Consider the following 16,324-nt stretch of genomic DNA (forward strand, 5'->3'; position numbering starts at 1 on the left):
AAGATCGCAGAGAACGACTACGGATCCCTCGGCGACACCTCCACCCTCGCCGAACCCGAAGTCGTCGACGACCTCATCGAGAACAGGATGAACCGGGGAGCTGAATGATGGACGGTCAGGATGCCTCGCAAGCGGCCCCGGTCTTCATCCTTCTCGGCCCTCCGGGCGCCGGGAAAGGCACGCAGGCACGGCGGCTCGAAAGCGCGTTCGGACTGGTGCAGCTCTCGACCGGAGACATGCTGCGCGCGGCCGTGAAATCAGGCACCGACGCCGGCCGGCAGGCGAAGGCCGTGATGGAAGCGGGCGATCTTGTCTCGGACGAGATCGTCACGCGTATCCTCGCCGACCGGCTCGCCGAGCCCGACACGGCGCGCGGCGTGATCCTCGACGGCTTCCCCCGCACCGCGGCGCAGGCCGAAGCGCTCGATGCGCTTCTCAGGGAGCGCGGGCAGCGGATCAACGCCGCGATCAGCCTCGAGGTGGACGACGCCGAGATGGTGACGCGCATCTCCGGGCGCTACACCTGCGCCGCCTGCGGCGAGGGCTATCACGACAGCTTCAAGACCCCCGAGATGGACGGTGTCTGCGACAATTGCGGGGGCACGGAGATGACCCGGCGCGCCGACGATTCCGCGGAGACGGTCGGTGCGCGGCTCGAGGCGTATCACGCCCAGACCGCGCCCCTCATCGCGCATTACGACGCCCAGGGCGCGCTGACGCGCGTGCCGGCCATGGGCGCAATCGACGATATCGCCCGGGATCTCGGTGCGATCGTAACCCGGACGCGCGGCTGAACCCCGCGCGCTTCGTTTTCAAGGAGGAGGACCCGCAACCATGGCGGACACACAAACGACCTCTCAGGTCACATCGGACGGAAAGGCCTACTGGAAGGCCAATATCCGTCTCATCTTCATCAGCCTGATCATCTGGGCATTGGTGAGCTTCGGCTTCGGCATCCTGCTGCGCCCGGCGCTTTCCGGCATTTCCGTGGGCGGCACGGATCTTGGCTTCTGGTTCGCCCAGCAAGGTTCGATCCTCGTCTTCCTGGTGCTGATCTTTTTCTACGCCTGGCGGATGAACAAGCTCGACCGTCAGTTCGGCGTGGACGAGGAGTAAGCGTCATGGATCAGACAACGATCAATATCATTTTCGTGGGCGCGTCCTTCGCGCTTTATATCGGCATCGCCATCTGGGCGCGCGCGGGCTCCACGTCGGATTTCTATGCCGCGGGCCGCGGTGTGCACCCGGTGACGAACGGCATGGCGACGGCGGCGGACTGGATGTCGGCGGCCTCCTTCATCTCGATGGCGGGCCTCATCGCCTTCACCGGTTACGACAACTCGACCTACCTCATGGGCTGGACCGGCGGCTACGTGCTGCTGGCGCTTCTGCTCGCGCCGTACCTGCGCAAGTTCGGCAAGTTCACCGTCTCCGAGTTCATCGGTGACCGGTTCTACAGCCCGACCGCGCGGCTTGTCGCGGTGATCTGCCTGATCGTCGCCTCGGTGACTTACGTGATCGGCCAGATGACCGGCGTCGGCGTGGCCTTCGGCCGCTTCCTTGAGGTCGACAATACGACCGGCCTTCTGATCGGCGCGGTCGTCGTCTTCGCCTACGCGGTGTTTGGCGGCATGAAGGGCGTGACCTACACGCAGGTGGCGCAATATTGCGTGCTGATCATGGCCTATACGATCCCGGCCATCTTCATCTCGCTGCAGCTGACCGGCAACCCGGTTCCCGCGCTCGGCCTCTTTGGTGAGCACCAAGCCTCGGGACAGCCGCTTCTCGAGCGTCTCGACCAGATCGTAACCGAGCTTGGCTTCAACGAGTACACCGCGCATAACGGCGATACGTTCAACATGCTCTTGTTCACGCTGTCGCTGATGATCGGCACGGCGGGTCTGCCGCACGTTATCATGCGCTTCTTCACCGTCCCCCGCGTCGCCGATGCCCGCTGGTCGGCGGGCTGGGCGCTGGTCTTCATCGCGCTTCTCTACCTCACCGCCCCGGCGGTCGGCGCGATGGCGCGGCTCAACATCACCGAGCTCTTCTGGCCGGAAGGCACGGACGCGCAGGCGGTGACGGTCGAACAGATCGAGACCGACCCTGCCTACGACTGGATGGCGACCTGGCAGCAGACCGGCCTCCTGGGCTGGGAGGACAAGAATGGCGATGGCCGCATCCAGTACTACAACGATAGCGATCCCGACATGCAGGCGCGGGCCGAGGAAGACGGTTGGGACGGCAACGAGCTGACCAACTTCAACAACGACATCCTCGTGCTCGCCAACCCCGAGATCGCGAACCTTCCTGGCTGGGTCATCGGCCTTGTCGCGGCGGGCGGTCTGGCGGCGGCGCTGTCGACGGCTGCGGGTCTGTTGCTCGCGATCTCGTCGGCGGTGTCGCACGATCTCATCAAGGGGCGGTTCGCGCCGAACATCTCGGAGAAGGGCGAGCTTTTGTCAGCCCGGATCGCGATGGCGGTGTCGATCGTGGTCGCCACCTGGCTGGGTCTGAACCCGCCGGGCTTCGCGGCACAGACCGTGGCGCTGGCCTTCGGCCTGGCGGCGGCGTCGATCTTTCCGGCGCTGATGATGGGTATCTTCTCGACCAAGATCAACAATCGCGGTGCGGTGGCGGGCATGCTCGCCGGTCTCATCGTGACGCTGGTCTATATCTTCTTGCACAAGGGCTGGTTCTTCATCCCGGGCACCAACAGCTTTACCGACGCAGATCCCCTGCTCGGCACGATCAAGTCGACCTCGTTCGGTGCGGTCGGGGCTCTGGTGAACTTCGTCACGGCCTACATCGTGGCCTCCATGACGAAGCCGGTTCCGGAAGACATCAAGGAGCTGGTCGAGAGCGTGCGCGTGCCGCGTGGCGCGAGCGCCGCGCAGGATCACTGATCCTCGTGCAGCCAGACTGACACGAACCCGGGCCGGATCATCGGCCCGGGTTTTTCATTTCCGCCTTTCGCTTGTCCCGACAAGCGCCTAGCGTTTGCCAAAGAACGAACCCGATCAAGTCAGCCATGCCCGACAATATCGACGCTTTTCTCGACCGGCTGCACCCTTACTGCGACCTTCTGCCCGAGGACCGGGCGGCTCTGGCCGCGCGGATGGAGACGCGGCGCTTCGCGGCCGGTGAGACGATCTATCGCCTCGGCGACCCGCTCGAAGGGCTGTTCATCGTCCGGCGCGGCGATATCGAGGTGAGGGACAGCCACGACGAGACCGTCTCGCTTCTGGGGCCGCGCAACACGTTCGGTGAGCGCGGTCTTGCAAGGGATGGCCGTGCCGTGACGACCGCCTTCGCGCGATCCCCCACCGACCTTCTGATTTTGCCTGCCGCGGACTTTCATTCCGCCCGCAAGGCTCATCCTGCCATTGCGCGGTTCTTCGACCGGAGCGCGGCGGCGCGCCCTGCCCGCGCACCGCTCAGCGATCTTGCAACGAGCCAGGTCTCGAACCTTATGGCGACCCAGCCGCTGGTCGCCACTCCCGACACCTCCGCACGAGACGCCGCCCGCCAGATGCGGGAGGCGCGGGTCTCCTCGCTCTGCGTCTGCGAGGAAGAACGGCTGGTCGGCATCGTCACCATCCGGGATCTCTCGGCGCGCATCGTGGCCGAAGCCGCGCCGCACGATACGCCCCTCTCCGAGATCATGACCCGCGACCCGGTCACCCTGGCGCCGGAGGCTTTGGGCTCGGACGTCTTGCACACCATGCTCGAGCGACGGATCGGGCATATCCCGATCACCATCGGCGCGCGGCTCGTCGGGATTGTCACGCAGACCGATCTGACACGGTTCCAGGCCATCTCCTCGGCAGAGCTTGTCTCGGGTATCGCAACCGCATCCACCGTCGCAGAGATGGCGGAGGCCACGGCACGGATTCCGCGCCTGCTGACGCAACTCGTCTCGGCGCATCACCCCCACGAGGTGGTCACGCGGCTCATCACCGATATTGCGGATGCGGTCACGCGGCGGCTCTTGTGTCTTGCGGTAGACAAGCTGGGCCCGCCGCCGGTGCCCTATTTGTGGCTCGCCTGCGGAAGCCAGGGACGGCAGGAACAGACCGGCGTCTCCGACCAGGACAATTGCCTGATCCTGTCGGACGATGCCGCGCCGGAGCACGACGCGTATTTCGAGACGCTTGCGCGCTTCGTCTCCGATGGTTTGCACGCATGCGGCTACGTCTATTGTCCCGGCGACATGATGGCGACGAACCCCAAGTGGCGGCAGCCCCTCGCGACCTGGCGCCGCTATTTCGAAAGCTGGATCGCCAAGCCGGTTCCCGAAGCCCAGATGCTCGCCTCGGTGATGTTCGACCTGCGCCCTATCGGCGGAGACGCGGCGCTCTTTGCGGATCTGCAGGAGCGCACGCTCGAAGCCGCCGCGAAGAACTCCATTTTCGTCGCGCACATGATCGCCAATTCGCTTAAGCATCAGCCTCCGCTCGGGCTCATCCGGGGCTTCGCGACAATCCGCAAGGGGGAGCACAAGGACGCGCTCGACCTGAAGCACTCGGGCGTGGTGCCGGTGACGGATCTTGCGCGGGTCTATGCCTTGCGCGGGCAGCTCGGCCCGGTGAACACGCGCGCCCGCATCGTCGAGGCGCGGCGCGAGGGCATCCTGTCCAAAAGCGGCGGGCAGGATCTGCTCGATGCCTACGATCTCATCGCGTTGACGCGGCTCGAGCACCAGTGCAGACGCATTCGCGAGGGTGAGCCGCCGGACAATTATCTGAGCCCCGCGACGCTGTCCGATTTCGAACGCTCGCATTTGCGGGACGCGTTCGTGGTGGTCAAGGCGCTGCAATCGGCTCTGGGGCACGGACGGGGTATGCTGGGCTGACAAGGCGCAGCCGAGGGAGGGAGTGAGAGAAGATGTTCTTCGAGCTGATCGCGGTTTTCGTGGCCGGGTTCGCCGGCGCGGGCGTGATGCTGGCGCTCACGAAGGTGCTGCCGAGCCTTCCCCGCTGGTTGGTGCCGATCGGAGCGGGCGTCGCGATGCTCGCGACGGCAATATCCTCGGAATACAGCTGGTACGACCGCACCGTCGACGGCCTTCCTGATGGTCTGGTCGTCGCCGACAGCATCTCCGAGGCGACCTTCTGGCGGCCCTGGACCTATGCGCTTCCCATGCGCGCGCGCTTCGTCGCGGTCGATATCGACAAGGTGCAGCGCAATCAGGATCGTCCCTCGATCTACCTCGCGGACCTGTATTTCTTCGGCCGCTGGCAGCCAGTGCAATCGGTCGAAATCATGGTTGATTGCGAAAACGGCCGCCGTGCCGATCCTGCCCTCGGCGATGGCAGCGAGCCGGTCTGGCGCGACGCCGGACCGAACGATCCGGTCGTCAGCACGATCTGCCAGCGGGTCTGACCGGATGCGCGGCTCGCTCAGAATACGTCTGATCGCCGCGTCGCTCCTGGCGCTGCTTGCGAGCCTGAGCGTGGGCTTCTTCGCTCTCGGCATGGCGCGGTCAGACCCCGGCGCGGCGATGGCGACGGGCGGATTTCTGTTCTTGGGGATCTTCGCCGGTTTCTGGTTCTACCTCGATCAGGCGCTGGCACGGCCCGTGGACAAGATCGCCTCAGAGTTACGCGTCCGAGCCCATGCAGAGACCGGCGTGCCAGCGTTCGTGCCGTCACGCGGCGCTGAAAACCTCGGAGATCTCGGCCCAGCAGCCGCTTCCGTTCTCTCCGCCCTCGAGGCAGCGCGCACGGCCCGTGACGAGGCGGTGAGCGCTGCGACGCGGCACTTTGACGAGGAGCGCGTGCGCCTGACCGCGCTTCTGTCGGAAATCCCGGTTGCGACGATCCTGCTCAATCGTGACGGCCAGATCGTGCTTTATGACGGACAGGCCGCAGAAGTTCTCGCGCAGATCGGAACCCCGAGGCTTCATGCCGCTTTGTCGGAATATTTTGAAGAGGAGAGCCTTCGTGCAGCGCTCGACCGACTCCACAAGACAGGCCTGGGCACGACCGCGACGCTGCAAGGACGGCGCGGCGCCGTAACCTTCACCGCCACGCTGAAACCAATGGCGGAAGGTGGCACGCTGATGATCATCGACAGCGAGGAAAGTCGGATCGCGCCCGACGCGGACCGGCCTCTCGTCTACGATTTCGCACTGCTCGGCCAGCGCCGCGACGCCGCTTTGGAGGACAGGCGCCTGTCGGACCTGACCTTCTGCGTCTTCGATCTGGAGACCACCGGTCTCTTGCCTCATCGGGACGAGATCATCCAGATCGGTGCCGTCCGGGTGATCGGAGGACGTATCGTTCCCGGAGAGGCGTTCGAGACATTGGTGGATCCAGGCCGGCCGATCCCTGACGCCTCAAGCCGCGTTCACCACATCACCGATGCCATGGTGCGCGGGCATCCATCCATCAGTTCGGCCGCCCCACGCTTTTATGACTTTGCGTCAGGATCGGCGCTGGTCGCGCATAACGCACCGTTCGATCTTGCGTTTCTCCGCGCCAAGCGCGCCGAGACTGAGCTTAACTGGACGCATCCCGTGGTTGATACCGTGCTCCTGTCAGCGATCCTGTTCGGCACGACCGAGACGCATACGCTCGATGCGGTCTGTCAGCGGCTCGGCATCGAGATCGCGCCGCATCTGCGTCACACCGCGCTCGGCGATGCACATGCCACGGCTGAAGCGCTCTGCCGGATGCTGCCTATGCTCGAAGGGCGCGGGATCGACACGTTCGGCGCGCTCCTGGCCGAAACGCGCAAGCACGGGCGTCTCATCGAGGACATGAACTAGGACCGACTCACTCCGCCGCGACCTTGCGCGGCTTCAGCATGTGCTTGAGATACCGGCCCGTATGGCTTTCTGCGACTTCGGCAACCTCCTCGGGCGTGCCGGTCGCCACAATCCGTCCGCCGCCATCGCCACCTTCGGGGCCGATGTCAATCAGGTGATCGGCTGTCTTGATGACGTCGAGGTTGTGCTCGATGACGATGACCGTGTTACCAACTTCCACAAGCGAATGAAGCACTTCCAGGAGCTTCTTCACGTCCTCGAAATGCAGGCCGGTTGTCGGCTCGTCAAGGATGTAGAGTGTCTTGCCGGTAGAGCGTTTCGCCAGTTCCTTGGACAGCTTGACCCGCTGCGCTTCGCCGCCCGAAAGCGTCGTCGCCTGCTGACCGACCTTGATGTACCCCAGTCCGACCTGCACGAGCGCATCCATCTTCTCGCGGATCGAGGGCACGGCGGCGAAGAAGTCCTGTGCATCTTCTACAGTCATATCAAGGACATCCGCGATGCTCTTGCCCTTGAACTTGATCTCCAGCGTCTCACGGTTGTAGCGCGCGCCGTTGCAGGTCTCGCAGGTCACATAGACATCCGGCAGGAAGTGCATCTCGATCTTGATGACACCGTCACCCTGGCAGGCCTCGCAGCGCCCGCCCTTCACGTTGAAGCTGAAGCGTCCGGGCTTGTAACCACGTGCCTTGGCTTCAGGCAGTCCTGCGAACCAGTCGCGGATCGGAGTGAAGGCCCCCGTGTAAGTGGCTGGATTCGAACGCGGTGTGCGTCCGATGGGGCGCTGGTCGATGTCGATGACCTTGTCGAGATGATGCAGACCCTTGATCGTCTCGCAAGGTGCCGGCGTCTGCCGTGCACCGTTGAGCCGCATCGAGGCAGCCTTGAACAGCGTCTCGATCGTGAGTGTCGACTTGCCACCCCCAGAGACGCCGGTGACGCAGACGAACTTGCCCAGAGGGAAGTCGGCGGTGACATCCTGAAGGTTGTTGCCATTGGCCTTGACCACGGTCAGCGACTTCTTGTTGCCTTTGCGGCGCGTTGCCGGGACCGGGATTTCACGTGTCCCTGCAAGATACTGACCCGTCACGGAATTCTGGTCGGCGGCGATCTCTGCAGGAGTGCCCTGACTGACGATGGAGCCACCATGCACGCCTGCACCGGGACCGATATCCAGGACGAAATCGGCCTCGCGTATCGCCTCCTCGTCGTGCTCCACGACAATCACCGTATTGCCCTGGTCGCGCAGGTTCTTCAGCGTTCCCAGCAGACGGTCGTTGTCGCGCTGGTGCAGCCCGATGGACGGCTCGTCCAAGACATACAGAACGCCCGTCAGCCCGGAGCCGATCTGGCTCGCAAGCCGGATGCGCTGGCTCTCGCCGCCTGACAGCGTGCCCGCCGCGCGGCTGAGCGTGAGGTATTCCAGTCCGACATTGTTCAGGAATCCAAGGCGTTCGCGGATTTCCTTCAGGATCGCGCGCGCGATCTCATTCTTCTGGTTCGAGAGGCTCTCCGGTGCCGTCTCGATCCACTCATGCGCCTCGCGGATGGACTTCTGGACCACCTCGCCCACATGCTGCCCGGCGATCTTGACGGCCAGCGCCTCTTCGCGGAGGCGATAGCCGTTGCAGGCCGAACAAGGCTTGTTGTTCTGGTAGCGCTCGAATTCCTCGCGAATCCAGCTGGAATCCGTCTCGCGGTAACGGCGTTCCATGTTCGGGATGACGCCTTCGAAAGTGCGGGTCACGTTGTAGACGCGGCCGCCCTCATCGTAGCGAAACGGAATTTCCTCCTCGCCCGAGCCGAACAGGATGACCTGCTGCACATGCGCGGGAAGGTCCTTCCACTTGGTTGAGGCATCGAATTCATAATGCTTCGCAATGGCCTGAATTGTCTGGAGAAAATACGGAGACTTTCCCTTGCGCCAGGGCGCGATCGCGCCGTCGTAGAGCGTCAAATTCTGGTCCGGCACCATGAGCCGCTCGTCGAAGAACAGCTCAACCCCGAGGCCGTCGCATTCCGGGCAGGCCCCGAACGGTGCGTTGAACGAGAAGAGCCTCGGCTCGATCTCGGGGATCGTGAAGCCGGAGACGGGACAGGCAAAGTTCTCGGAAAACGTGATGCGCTCGGACTCGCCCTCATCCTCGCGCGGTGCGGTCTCGAGAACCGCGATCCCGTCCGCGAGATCAAGCGCCGTGCGGAAGGAATCCGCAAGCCGTGTCTCCATCCCCTCTCGCACGACGATCCGGTCGACAACGACATCGATATCGTGACGGAATTTCTTGTCGAGGGTGGGCGGTTCGTCAAGCTCGTGGAAGGTTCCGTCCACCTTCACACGCTGGAAGCCCTGCTTGCGAAGTTCGAGAAATTCCTTGCGGTACTCGCCTTTGCGGTCGCGCACGATGGGGGCGAGAAGATAGCCGCGCGTGCCCTCCTCCATCCTCATGACCGCATCGACCATGTCCTGCACCTGCTGCGCCTCGATGGGCAGGCCCGTCGCCGGGCTATAGGGTGTGCCCGCCCGGGCAAAGAGAAGACGCAGGTAATCGTAGATCTCGGTCACGGTGCCCACTGTCGAGCGCGGATTCTTCGATGTCGTCTTCTGCTCGATCGAGATCGCTGGGCTGAGGCCCGCGATATGATCCACGTCCGGCTTTTCCATCATGTCGAGGAATTGCCGCGCATAGGCCGAAAGGCTTTCGACGTAGCGGCGCTGCCCTTCGGCATAGATCGTATCGAAAGCGAGCGAGGACTTGCCCGACCCCGAAAGGCCGGTGATCACCACGAGCTGGTCGCGGGGAATATCGACGTCGATCCCCTTGAGATTGTGCTCGCGCGCGCCGCGCACCTCGATGTGCTTGAGCTCAGGCATGTGCCCCCCGTTAACAGATCCTCAACAGATAGGAGATCCCATCTGTTTCGCCAACGGGAAAATGAGAACGAAATGGGAACTTGGGCGAAGCGCGTTCAAGAGCTCGCCAAAATGCCGGGAAACGGTGCGGCGCTATCCCAAAAGTCGCGGAACAAGGCCGCAGGCCGCCCAGATCACCGATACAGCAGCGATGTCCCGTCATGGAACAGATGCACCCGGCCCGGATCGGCGGTCATCTTGACCTTGTTGCCCCGCAAGCCCTGGTGGATGCCTTGCAGCTTGCCGATCACCGGATCGCCGTCATGCGCCTCGAAGTAGAGCAATGTCACCTCGCCAAGCGCCTCGGTGATATCCACCGTGCCTTCGTAGATATAGTCGCCATCGCTCTCGACGAAATCCTCGGGCCGCACGCCGACATTCACCTTTAGCCCTTTGTCCTCGGGCTTGGTCGCGATGTTGGATCGCGCCGTGCCGCCGCCATCCATCTTCACCACCGTCGTCTCGCCCGTCTCGACGATCTCACCGGGCAGGAGGTTCATCGCGGGCGAGCCGATGAACTGCGCGACGAACTCGCTGTTCGGCGTCTCGTAGAGCTCGAGCGGCGAGCCGACCTGTGCGATGCCCTTGTTTGCGAGCACAACGATCCGGGTCGCCAGCGTCATCGCTTCGACCTGGTCGTGGGTCACGTAGATCATTGTCGAGTCGGGCATCGACTCCTTGAGCTGCGCGATCTCGATCCGGGTCGCAACGCGTAGCGCGGCGTCGAGGTTCGAGAGCGGCTCGTCGAAGAGGTAGACCTTGGGGTCGCGCACGATTGAGCGCCCGATGGCCACCCGCTGCCGCTGACCGCCAGAAAGCGCCTTGGGCAGACGGTCGAGATAGGGTTCGAGTTGCAGCATCTTCGCTGCGCGGTTCACCGAGTCCTCGATCTCTTGCTTGGACTTCTTCGCGATCTTGAGCGCGAAGGACATGTTGTCCCGCACGGTCATGTGCGGATAGAGCGCGTAGCTCTGGAACACCATCGCGATGCCGCGCTGCGCGGGTGGCACGTCGTTGACCATCTGCCCGTCAATCTCGAGCGTGCCGCCAGTGATCTTCTCGAGCCCCGCGATCATCCGCAGAAGCGTGGACTTGCCGCAGCCGGACGGCCCGACGAAGACGATCAGCTCGCCCTTCTTGATGTCGAGGTTGATGTCTCGCAGCACCTGCACGGTGCCGCCATAGGTCTTCTCGACATCGGTCAGCTTCAGATTGGCCATGTCGCCCTCCCTTATTCGTTATCCTCGACACGCATCAGAAGCGCCGGTTGCCAGGGGCCGAGATGCAGACGCCCGTCTGGTGCCGGCCCCGCGGAGCCCAGTTCGATCCCGATCTGCCGCCACTTGCCCTCGGGCAGATCCGTGACGGCGGGCTCGAAGCTGAGATTGAACGCGCAGAACAATGTCTCCTCCTCGTTCGCGCGCTGGAAGCGTAGCACGGTGCCATCCGCGCTCATGTCGGTCTGTGCGCCTTTGCGAAGCGCTTCGTGCGAGTGGCGGAAGGCAATCGCCCGGCGGTAATGGTGCAGGATCGCCGCGGGATCCTGTTCCTGGTTGGTGACCGCCCGATTGAGGTGTTCATGGCTCACGGGCAGCCAAGGGCTACCGGACGAGAACCCGCCATTCTGGTTGGACGGCTCCCAGACCATCGGCGTCCGGCACCCGTCGCGTCCCTTGAAGGCCGGCCAGAAGCGCTTGCCGTAAGGATCCTGCAGATCCTCGAAGGCGACATCCGCCTCGGGCAGGCCAAGCTCTTCGCCCTGGTAGAGGCAGGTCGAGCCGCGCAGGCATTGCATCAGCGTCGCAAAGCAGCGCGTGCCCGCATCGGAGAGCTGCCAGCGCGAGGCATGACGCGGCACATCATGATTGGAGAATGCCCAGCAGGCCCAGCCCTGGGCGGCTACGGCCTCCACCTTTTCAAAGACATCCGCGATGTAGGAAGCGGTCGGCATATGCCCCGAGAGAAGCTCGAAGGCATAGCTCATATGGATGAGGTCGTCGCCGCCCGTATATTGCCCAAGGATCTCGAGCCCGCGCTGGTCGTCGCCGACCTCTCCGACGGCCGCGGCGTTGTAGTCGTTCATCAGCGTGCGGAGCTTTCGCAGGAAATCGAGGTTCTCGGGCTGCGTCTTGTCGTAGAGATGGTTCTGCCAGGTATAGGGGTTAACCGCCGGCGCGGTGATCGGGTTGCGCTCTTCCTCGGGCAGAGGCGGGTTATCGCGCAGCTGCTTGTCGTGAACGTAGAAGTTGATCGTGTCGAGGCGGAAGCCGTCGACGCCCCGGTCAAGCCAGAACTGCGCCACCTCGAGGAGCGCGGTCTGCACGTCCGGCTCGTGGAAGTTCAGGTCCGGCTGTTCCTGGAGGAAATTGTGCAGGTAATACTGGCAGCGCGTCGAGTCCCATTGCCAGGCCGAGCCGCCGAAGATCGACAGCCAGTTGTTGGGCGGCGTGCCATCGGGCTTGGCATCCGCCCAGACATACCAGTTCGCCCGGCGGTTATCCCGCGAGGCGCGGCTTTCCTTGAACCAGGAATGCTCTTCCGAGGTATGACTCAAGACGAGGTCGATCAGGACCTTGATCCCCAGCCGGTGCGCCGAGGCGATCAGCACATCGAAATCCGCTAGGCTGCCGAACATCGGGTCGACGTCGCAGTAATCGCTCACATCGTAGCCGAAATCCTTCATCGGCGAGGTGAAAAACGGGGAGATCCAGACCGCGTCGACCCCGAGCGAGGCGATATGCGGCATCCTCTGGGCGATCCCCAGAAGATCGCCGATCCCGTCGCCATTCGTGTCCTGGAAGCTGCGCGGATAGACCTGGTAGATCACGGCGCCGCGCCACCAATCGGTATCTGTCTTCATCCGCATTTCGCTGAGGTCCGCCGGTTTGTTCATATTACCTCTGTTTACTTGACCGAGCCGGCCAGAAGGCCGCGCACGAGATATTTCTGCATCGCGAAGAACACAAAGAGGGGCACCGCGATAGAGACGAAGGCTGCCGCCGCGAGAATTCCCCAATCGCCCCCGCGGGAGCCAAGAAGGTCGTCGGCGATTTTCACCGTCATCACCCAGCTATCGGCATTGGACGGCAGGAAGACCTTGGCCACGAGAAGATCGTTCCACGTCCACAGGAACTGGAAGATCGCGAAACTCGCCAGGGCCGGGAAGGACAGCGGCAGCACGATCTTGGTGAAGACCTGGAAATCGGTCGCTCCGTCGACTTTCGCACTTTCGATGATGTCCCTTGGCAACCCGATCATGTAGTTCCGTAAGAGATAGATCGCGAGTGGCATCCCGAAGGCCGTATGGGCGAGCCACACCCCCAGGAAGCTCTGTCCGATCCCGATTTCCTGGTGCAGCGTCAAAAGTGGGACAAGCGCGATCTGCAATGGCACGACCAAAAGGCCCACGACCATCGCGATCAGGAAGCCGCGCGCGCCGAAATCCATCCAGGCCAGCGCATAGGCCGCGAAGGCCGCCACCACGATGGGAATGACCGTCGCCGGGATCGAGACCGTCAGCGTGTTGATGAAGGCCCTGTCCATCCCGTCCGAGGTCAGGATCTGGTCGTAATTGTCGAGCGTGAATTCGGGTGGTTGCGCCGCGGTGATATAGACAGACGGGCCGCGGTCGATCTCATCGGCGTCGCGGTAGACGAAATCGCCATTTTGCATCACCTGCAAAGATCGATCGAAGATCGGTGGGATGTCCTGGACGACGGTGTTGCCGTCCTCGTCCACGTCCGGGAAGACGGGCTCCTCTCCCTCCGCGTAAGCGATCTCGATATTCGTGTCATCCTGCTCACCATCGGGCTCGATGACCTGCACCTCGTAGCGGGCATAGATCATGCCCGGCTCGGCTGCGCCTGGCGCACGCGAGGTGATGCCGAACCCGGAGACGGTGCCCTGCCCCGACGCGTCTTCTGAGCTGTCGAAGAGATTGCCCTCGAGCACCCATTGGTCGCCGTCCTGGTAGGCGCCTTCCGGATCTGGCGAGATGCGATAGGCCTGCTCGACTGAGAACGGCGCGCGCCACCAGCCGGTTTCCGAGATTTGCGCCCGTTCCCGGAAGGACGAGACGGCAAGCCCGATAGTCGGGATGAGCCAGATCAGGACCAGAGCGATGACGCTGAGATTGGTTGCGATGGAAAGGCCGGATTTCTGTCCTGCGATATTGTCCATTCTATCCGCCCTCCTCAGCGCATTTCCCGGCGGGCCTGGACGATATTCCAGACCATGACCGGCGTGACGATGATCATGATGACGAAGGCGACCGCCGTCGCGCGCCCGTCATCGCGGAACATGTAATCCATCATGTAGGACGGCAGGATCTCGGTATCGAAATTGCCTCCCGTCATCGCGTAGACGATGTCGAAGACCTTCAGCACCAGGATCGTGATCGTCGTCCAGACCACGACGATGGTCGGCGCGATCTGCGGGATCTTGATCTTGAAGAAGATCTGGAACGGGTTCGCGCCGTCGATGATCGCCGCCTCGATCGTCTCTTCGGGAATGCCGCGCAGCGCCGCCGACAGGATCACCATCGCAAAGCCCGTCTGAATCCAGACGAGGATGAACATGATGAAGAAGTTGTTCCAGAACGGGATCTGAAGCACATCGATCGGGTTCAGCCCGAAGAAGTCGCGCACCGCATTGATGATGCCGATATCGGGATTGTTGGCGTAAACGAATTTCCAGATCAGCGAGGCACCGACGAACGAGATCGCCATCGGCATGAAGATCAGGGATTTCGCGATGTTGCCCCATTTCAACCGGTCGGTGAGCTGCGCCACCAGAAGCCCGAGGAACGTGGCGCTCGCCGGCACGAAAATCACCCAGAGGATGTTGTTGAAGAGCGCGACCCGGAAGCCCTCCTCGGAGAACATCTGCGTGTAATTGCCAAGCCCGATGAACGTGTTGCCCGACCGGTTATAGAGCGAGCGGAAGAACGAGCCCACAACAGGATAGACGAGGTAGAGTCCGAGAAAGAAAATGGCCGGGGCCACGAATAGCCAGGGCCGGACGATATTGGCGCGGTTGATGTTGCGTCCGTGATCGTCATTGCGCGGTGGGAAGATGACCTTATCGAGGACGAGGTTCGAGGCGTAGAAATAGGCCGCGCACCCTCCGACACCGAGAATGATGGTGATGATACCCTGAACGACCGGTGACATCGTCTTCTCCTCCCAAGGCTACGTTCGCCGTGCCGGTGGACCGGGTTTGGCGCGAAGATGGCGCGGCGCCCCGAACGGCCGGGGCGCCGCGCCTTGTCGTCTCAGAGCTTACTGGATGCTGTCCCAGCGCGACTGGATGTCGGCCGCGACCGCTTCGGCATCCGCGCCGGTCACGTAATCGACCATGCCCGTCCAGAACGCACCCGCACCGATCTCCGACGGCATCAGGTCGGACGCGTCGAAGCGGAACGTGGTTGCATCGCGCAAGATCTCGCCTTGGGCCCGCAGGCTGTCATCGGAATAAAGATCGAGGTTCACTCCGCCATGCGCGGTCAGGAACCCGCCCTGCGCCATCCACAGCTCGTGCGCCACGGGCAGCTTGAGGAATTCGATCATCGCCTGCGCGCCTTCGGAATCGTTGGTGATCGCGAAGAGCGTGCCTGCACCAAGCACCGGCGTGCCGAGATCGTTCTCTTCGATAGCCGGGAAGTAGAAGAAATCGACGTTCTCGCCCTGCTCCGCGTCATCCGGGAAGAAGGCCGGGATGAAGGAGGCCTGACGATGCATGTAGCATTCCGGCGGGATCGAGAAGAGACCGGCGGGGCTGTCGCGGAAGTCGGTCGTCGCGACCGCCTCGGTACCGCCCTCGACGTAATCGTCGTTGCGCGCGAACCAGCCGAATTCCTCGATCGCACCGACCACGGCCGGATCGTCGAACGGGATCTCGTTCGTGACCCACTGATCGTAGACCGAGGGGTCTTGCGTGCGGAGCATGAGGTCCTCGACCCAATCGGTCGCCGGCCAGCCCGTCGCAGCGCCGGAGCCGAGACCGATGCACCACGGCGTGCCGCCGTCGTCGACGATTTCCTCGGTGAGCTCTTTCAGCTCTTCCATCGTTTCGGGAATGTCGTACCCCGCCTCGTCGAAGGCGATCGGGTTGTACCAGACCAGCGATTTTACATCGACGCGGTAGAACAGCCCGTAAAGGTCCTCCTCGCCGTCCGGCCCGGCATAGGTGCCAAGGTCAACCCAGCTTTCCCCTGCGGCAAAATTCTCGGCGACCCACTCGCTGGTGCCATCGGCGAGCGGCGTCAGAAGACCCTGGCTCGCCATGTCGGCGGCAAGGCCGGGCTGCGGGAAGACCGCAAGGTTCGGCGTCGTGCCAGCGCGCGTCGAGATCACGATGTCCTGCTCGAAGCTGTCCGAGCCCGAATAGTTCACGGACGCACCCGTGGCTTCGGCGAAATAGGCAAAGACCGCGTCGACCTTCTCTTTCTCGTTGCCGGTCCAGGGGCCGGTAATCTCCACGGTCTCGCCCGACAGGTCATACTGGTCCGCGAAATCGTTGTAGCTGTCCCAGGCGAAATCGCCCTCGCCGATGGCGAATGGCAAATCCTGGGCCTGCGCGCTGGCGGCAGCGAGCGCTAACACCGCGGCGCTGGCGTAAAGCGAAGTTCTCATGTCTTGGTT

The 16,324-nt window shown here is 63.2% G+C and carries 12 protein-coding genes; 6 read left to right on the forward strand and 6 right to left on the reverse strand.

Annotation, left to right across the window (positions count from 1 at the left end; translation table 11 throughout):
* The first annotated feature begins 107 nt into the window (after positions 1 to 107).
* The 6 genes from BM171_RS12770 (at position 108) to BM171_RS12795 (ending at position 6,772) form a co-directional block, all read left to right on the forward strand.
* Positions 108 to 794: an adenylate kinase gene (locus BM171_RS12770; RefSeq protein WP_093013320.1), complete on the forward strand. Its 687-nt coding sequence runs from the start codon at positions 108 to 110 to the stop codon at positions 792 to 794.
* A 40-nt stretch (positions 795 to 834) separates the two neighbouring features.
* The gene (locus tag BM171_RS12775; protein ID WP_093012951.1) at positions 835 to 1,116 is read left to right on the forward strand and encodes a DUF4212 domain-containing protein; all 282 of its coding nucleotides are present in this window, start codon (positions 835 to 837) and stop codon (positions 1,114 to 1,116) included.
* A gap of 5 nt (positions 1,117 to 1,121) precedes the next feature.
* A complete protein-coding gene (locus BM171_RS12780) occupies positions 1,122 to 2,906 on the forward strand; it encodes a sodium:solute symporter family protein (protein WP_093012954.1) in 1,785 nt (594 codons plus the stop codon).
* A gap of 125 nt (positions 2,907 to 3,031) precedes the next feature.
* On the forward strand, positions 3,032 to 4,855 hold the full coding sequence (locus BM171_RS12785; RefSeq protein WP_093012957.1) for a DUF294 nucleotidyltransferase-like domain-containing protein: 1,824 nt from the start codon (positions 3,032 to 3,034) through the stop codon (positions 4,853 to 4,855).
* 32 nt (positions 4,856 to 4,887) lie between these two features.
* Positions 4,888 to 5,385 carry a hypothetical protein gene (locus BM171_RS12790; protein WP_093012960.1) on the forward strand — a complete coding sequence of 166 codons (498 nt, stop codon included), beginning with the start codon at positions 4,888 to 4,890 and terminating at the stop codon, positions 5,383 to 5,385.
* Between the two features lie 4 nt (positions 5,386 to 5,389).
* On the forward strand, positions 5,390 to 6,772 hold the full coding sequence (locus BM171_RS12795) for a 3'-5' exonuclease (protein ID WP_175497549.1): 1,383 nt from the start codon (positions 5,390 to 5,392) through the stop codon (positions 6,770 to 6,772).
* A gap of 7 nt (positions 6,773 to 6,779) precedes the next feature.
* Here BM171_RS12795 and uvrA read toward each other — a convergent pair whose 3' ends face one another.
* The 6 genes from uvrA to BM171_RS12825 form a co-directional block, all read right to left on the reverse strand.
* The gene (gene uvrA / locus BM171_RS12800) at positions 6,780 to 9,644 is read right to left on the reverse strand and encodes an excinuclease ABC subunit UvrA (RefSeq protein ID WP_093012966.1); all 2,865 of its coding nucleotides are present in this window, start codon (positions 9,642 to 9,644) and stop codon (positions 6,780 to 6,782) included.
* Positions 9,645 to 9,817: 173 nt separating this feature from the next.
* The gene (locus tag BM171_RS12805; RefSeq protein WP_093012969.1) at positions 9,818 to 10,903 is read right to left on the reverse strand and encodes an ABC transporter ATP-binding protein; all 1,086 of its coding nucleotides are present in this window, start codon (positions 10,901 to 10,903) and stop codon (positions 9,818 to 9,820) included.
* Positions 10,904 to 10,914: 11 nt separating this feature from the next.
* Positions 10,915 to 12,576 carry an alpha-amylase family glycosyl hydrolase gene (locus BM171_RS12810; RefSeq protein WP_093012972.1) on the reverse strand — a complete coding sequence of 554 codons (1,662 nt, stop codon included), beginning with the start codon at positions 12,574 to 12,576 and terminating at the stop codon, positions 10,915 to 10,917.
* Between the two features lie 11 nt (positions 12,577 to 12,587).
* Positions 12,588 to 13,862, reverse strand: coding sequence for a carbohydrate ABC transporter permease (locus tag BM171_RS12815; protein WP_093012975.1), 1,275 nt, complete (start codon positions 13,860 to 13,862; stop codon positions 12,588 to 12,590).
* Positions 13,863 to 13,876: 14 nt separating this feature from the next.
* Complete coding sequence (locus BM171_RS12820; RefSeq protein ID WP_093012978.1) at positions 13,877 to 14,854, reverse strand: carbohydrate ABC transporter permease; 978 nt, start codon at positions 14,852 to 14,854, stop codon at positions 13,877 to 13,879.
* Positions 14,855 to 14,962: 108 nt separating this feature from the next.
* Complete coding sequence (locus BM171_RS12825; protein ID WP_093012981.1) at positions 14,963 to 16,315, reverse strand: ABC transporter substrate-binding protein; 1,353 nt, start codon at positions 16,313 to 16,315, stop codon at positions 14,963 to 14,965.
* Positions 16,316 to 16,324 lie beyond the last annotated feature (9 nt).

Origin of the sequence: Roseivivax halotolerans, assembly GCF_900115815.1 — a bacterium.
In the GTDB taxonomy this organism is placed as follows: domain Bacteria; phylum Pseudomonadota; class Alphaproteobacteria; order Rhodobacterales; family Rhodobacteraceae; genus Roseivivax; species Roseivivax halotolerans.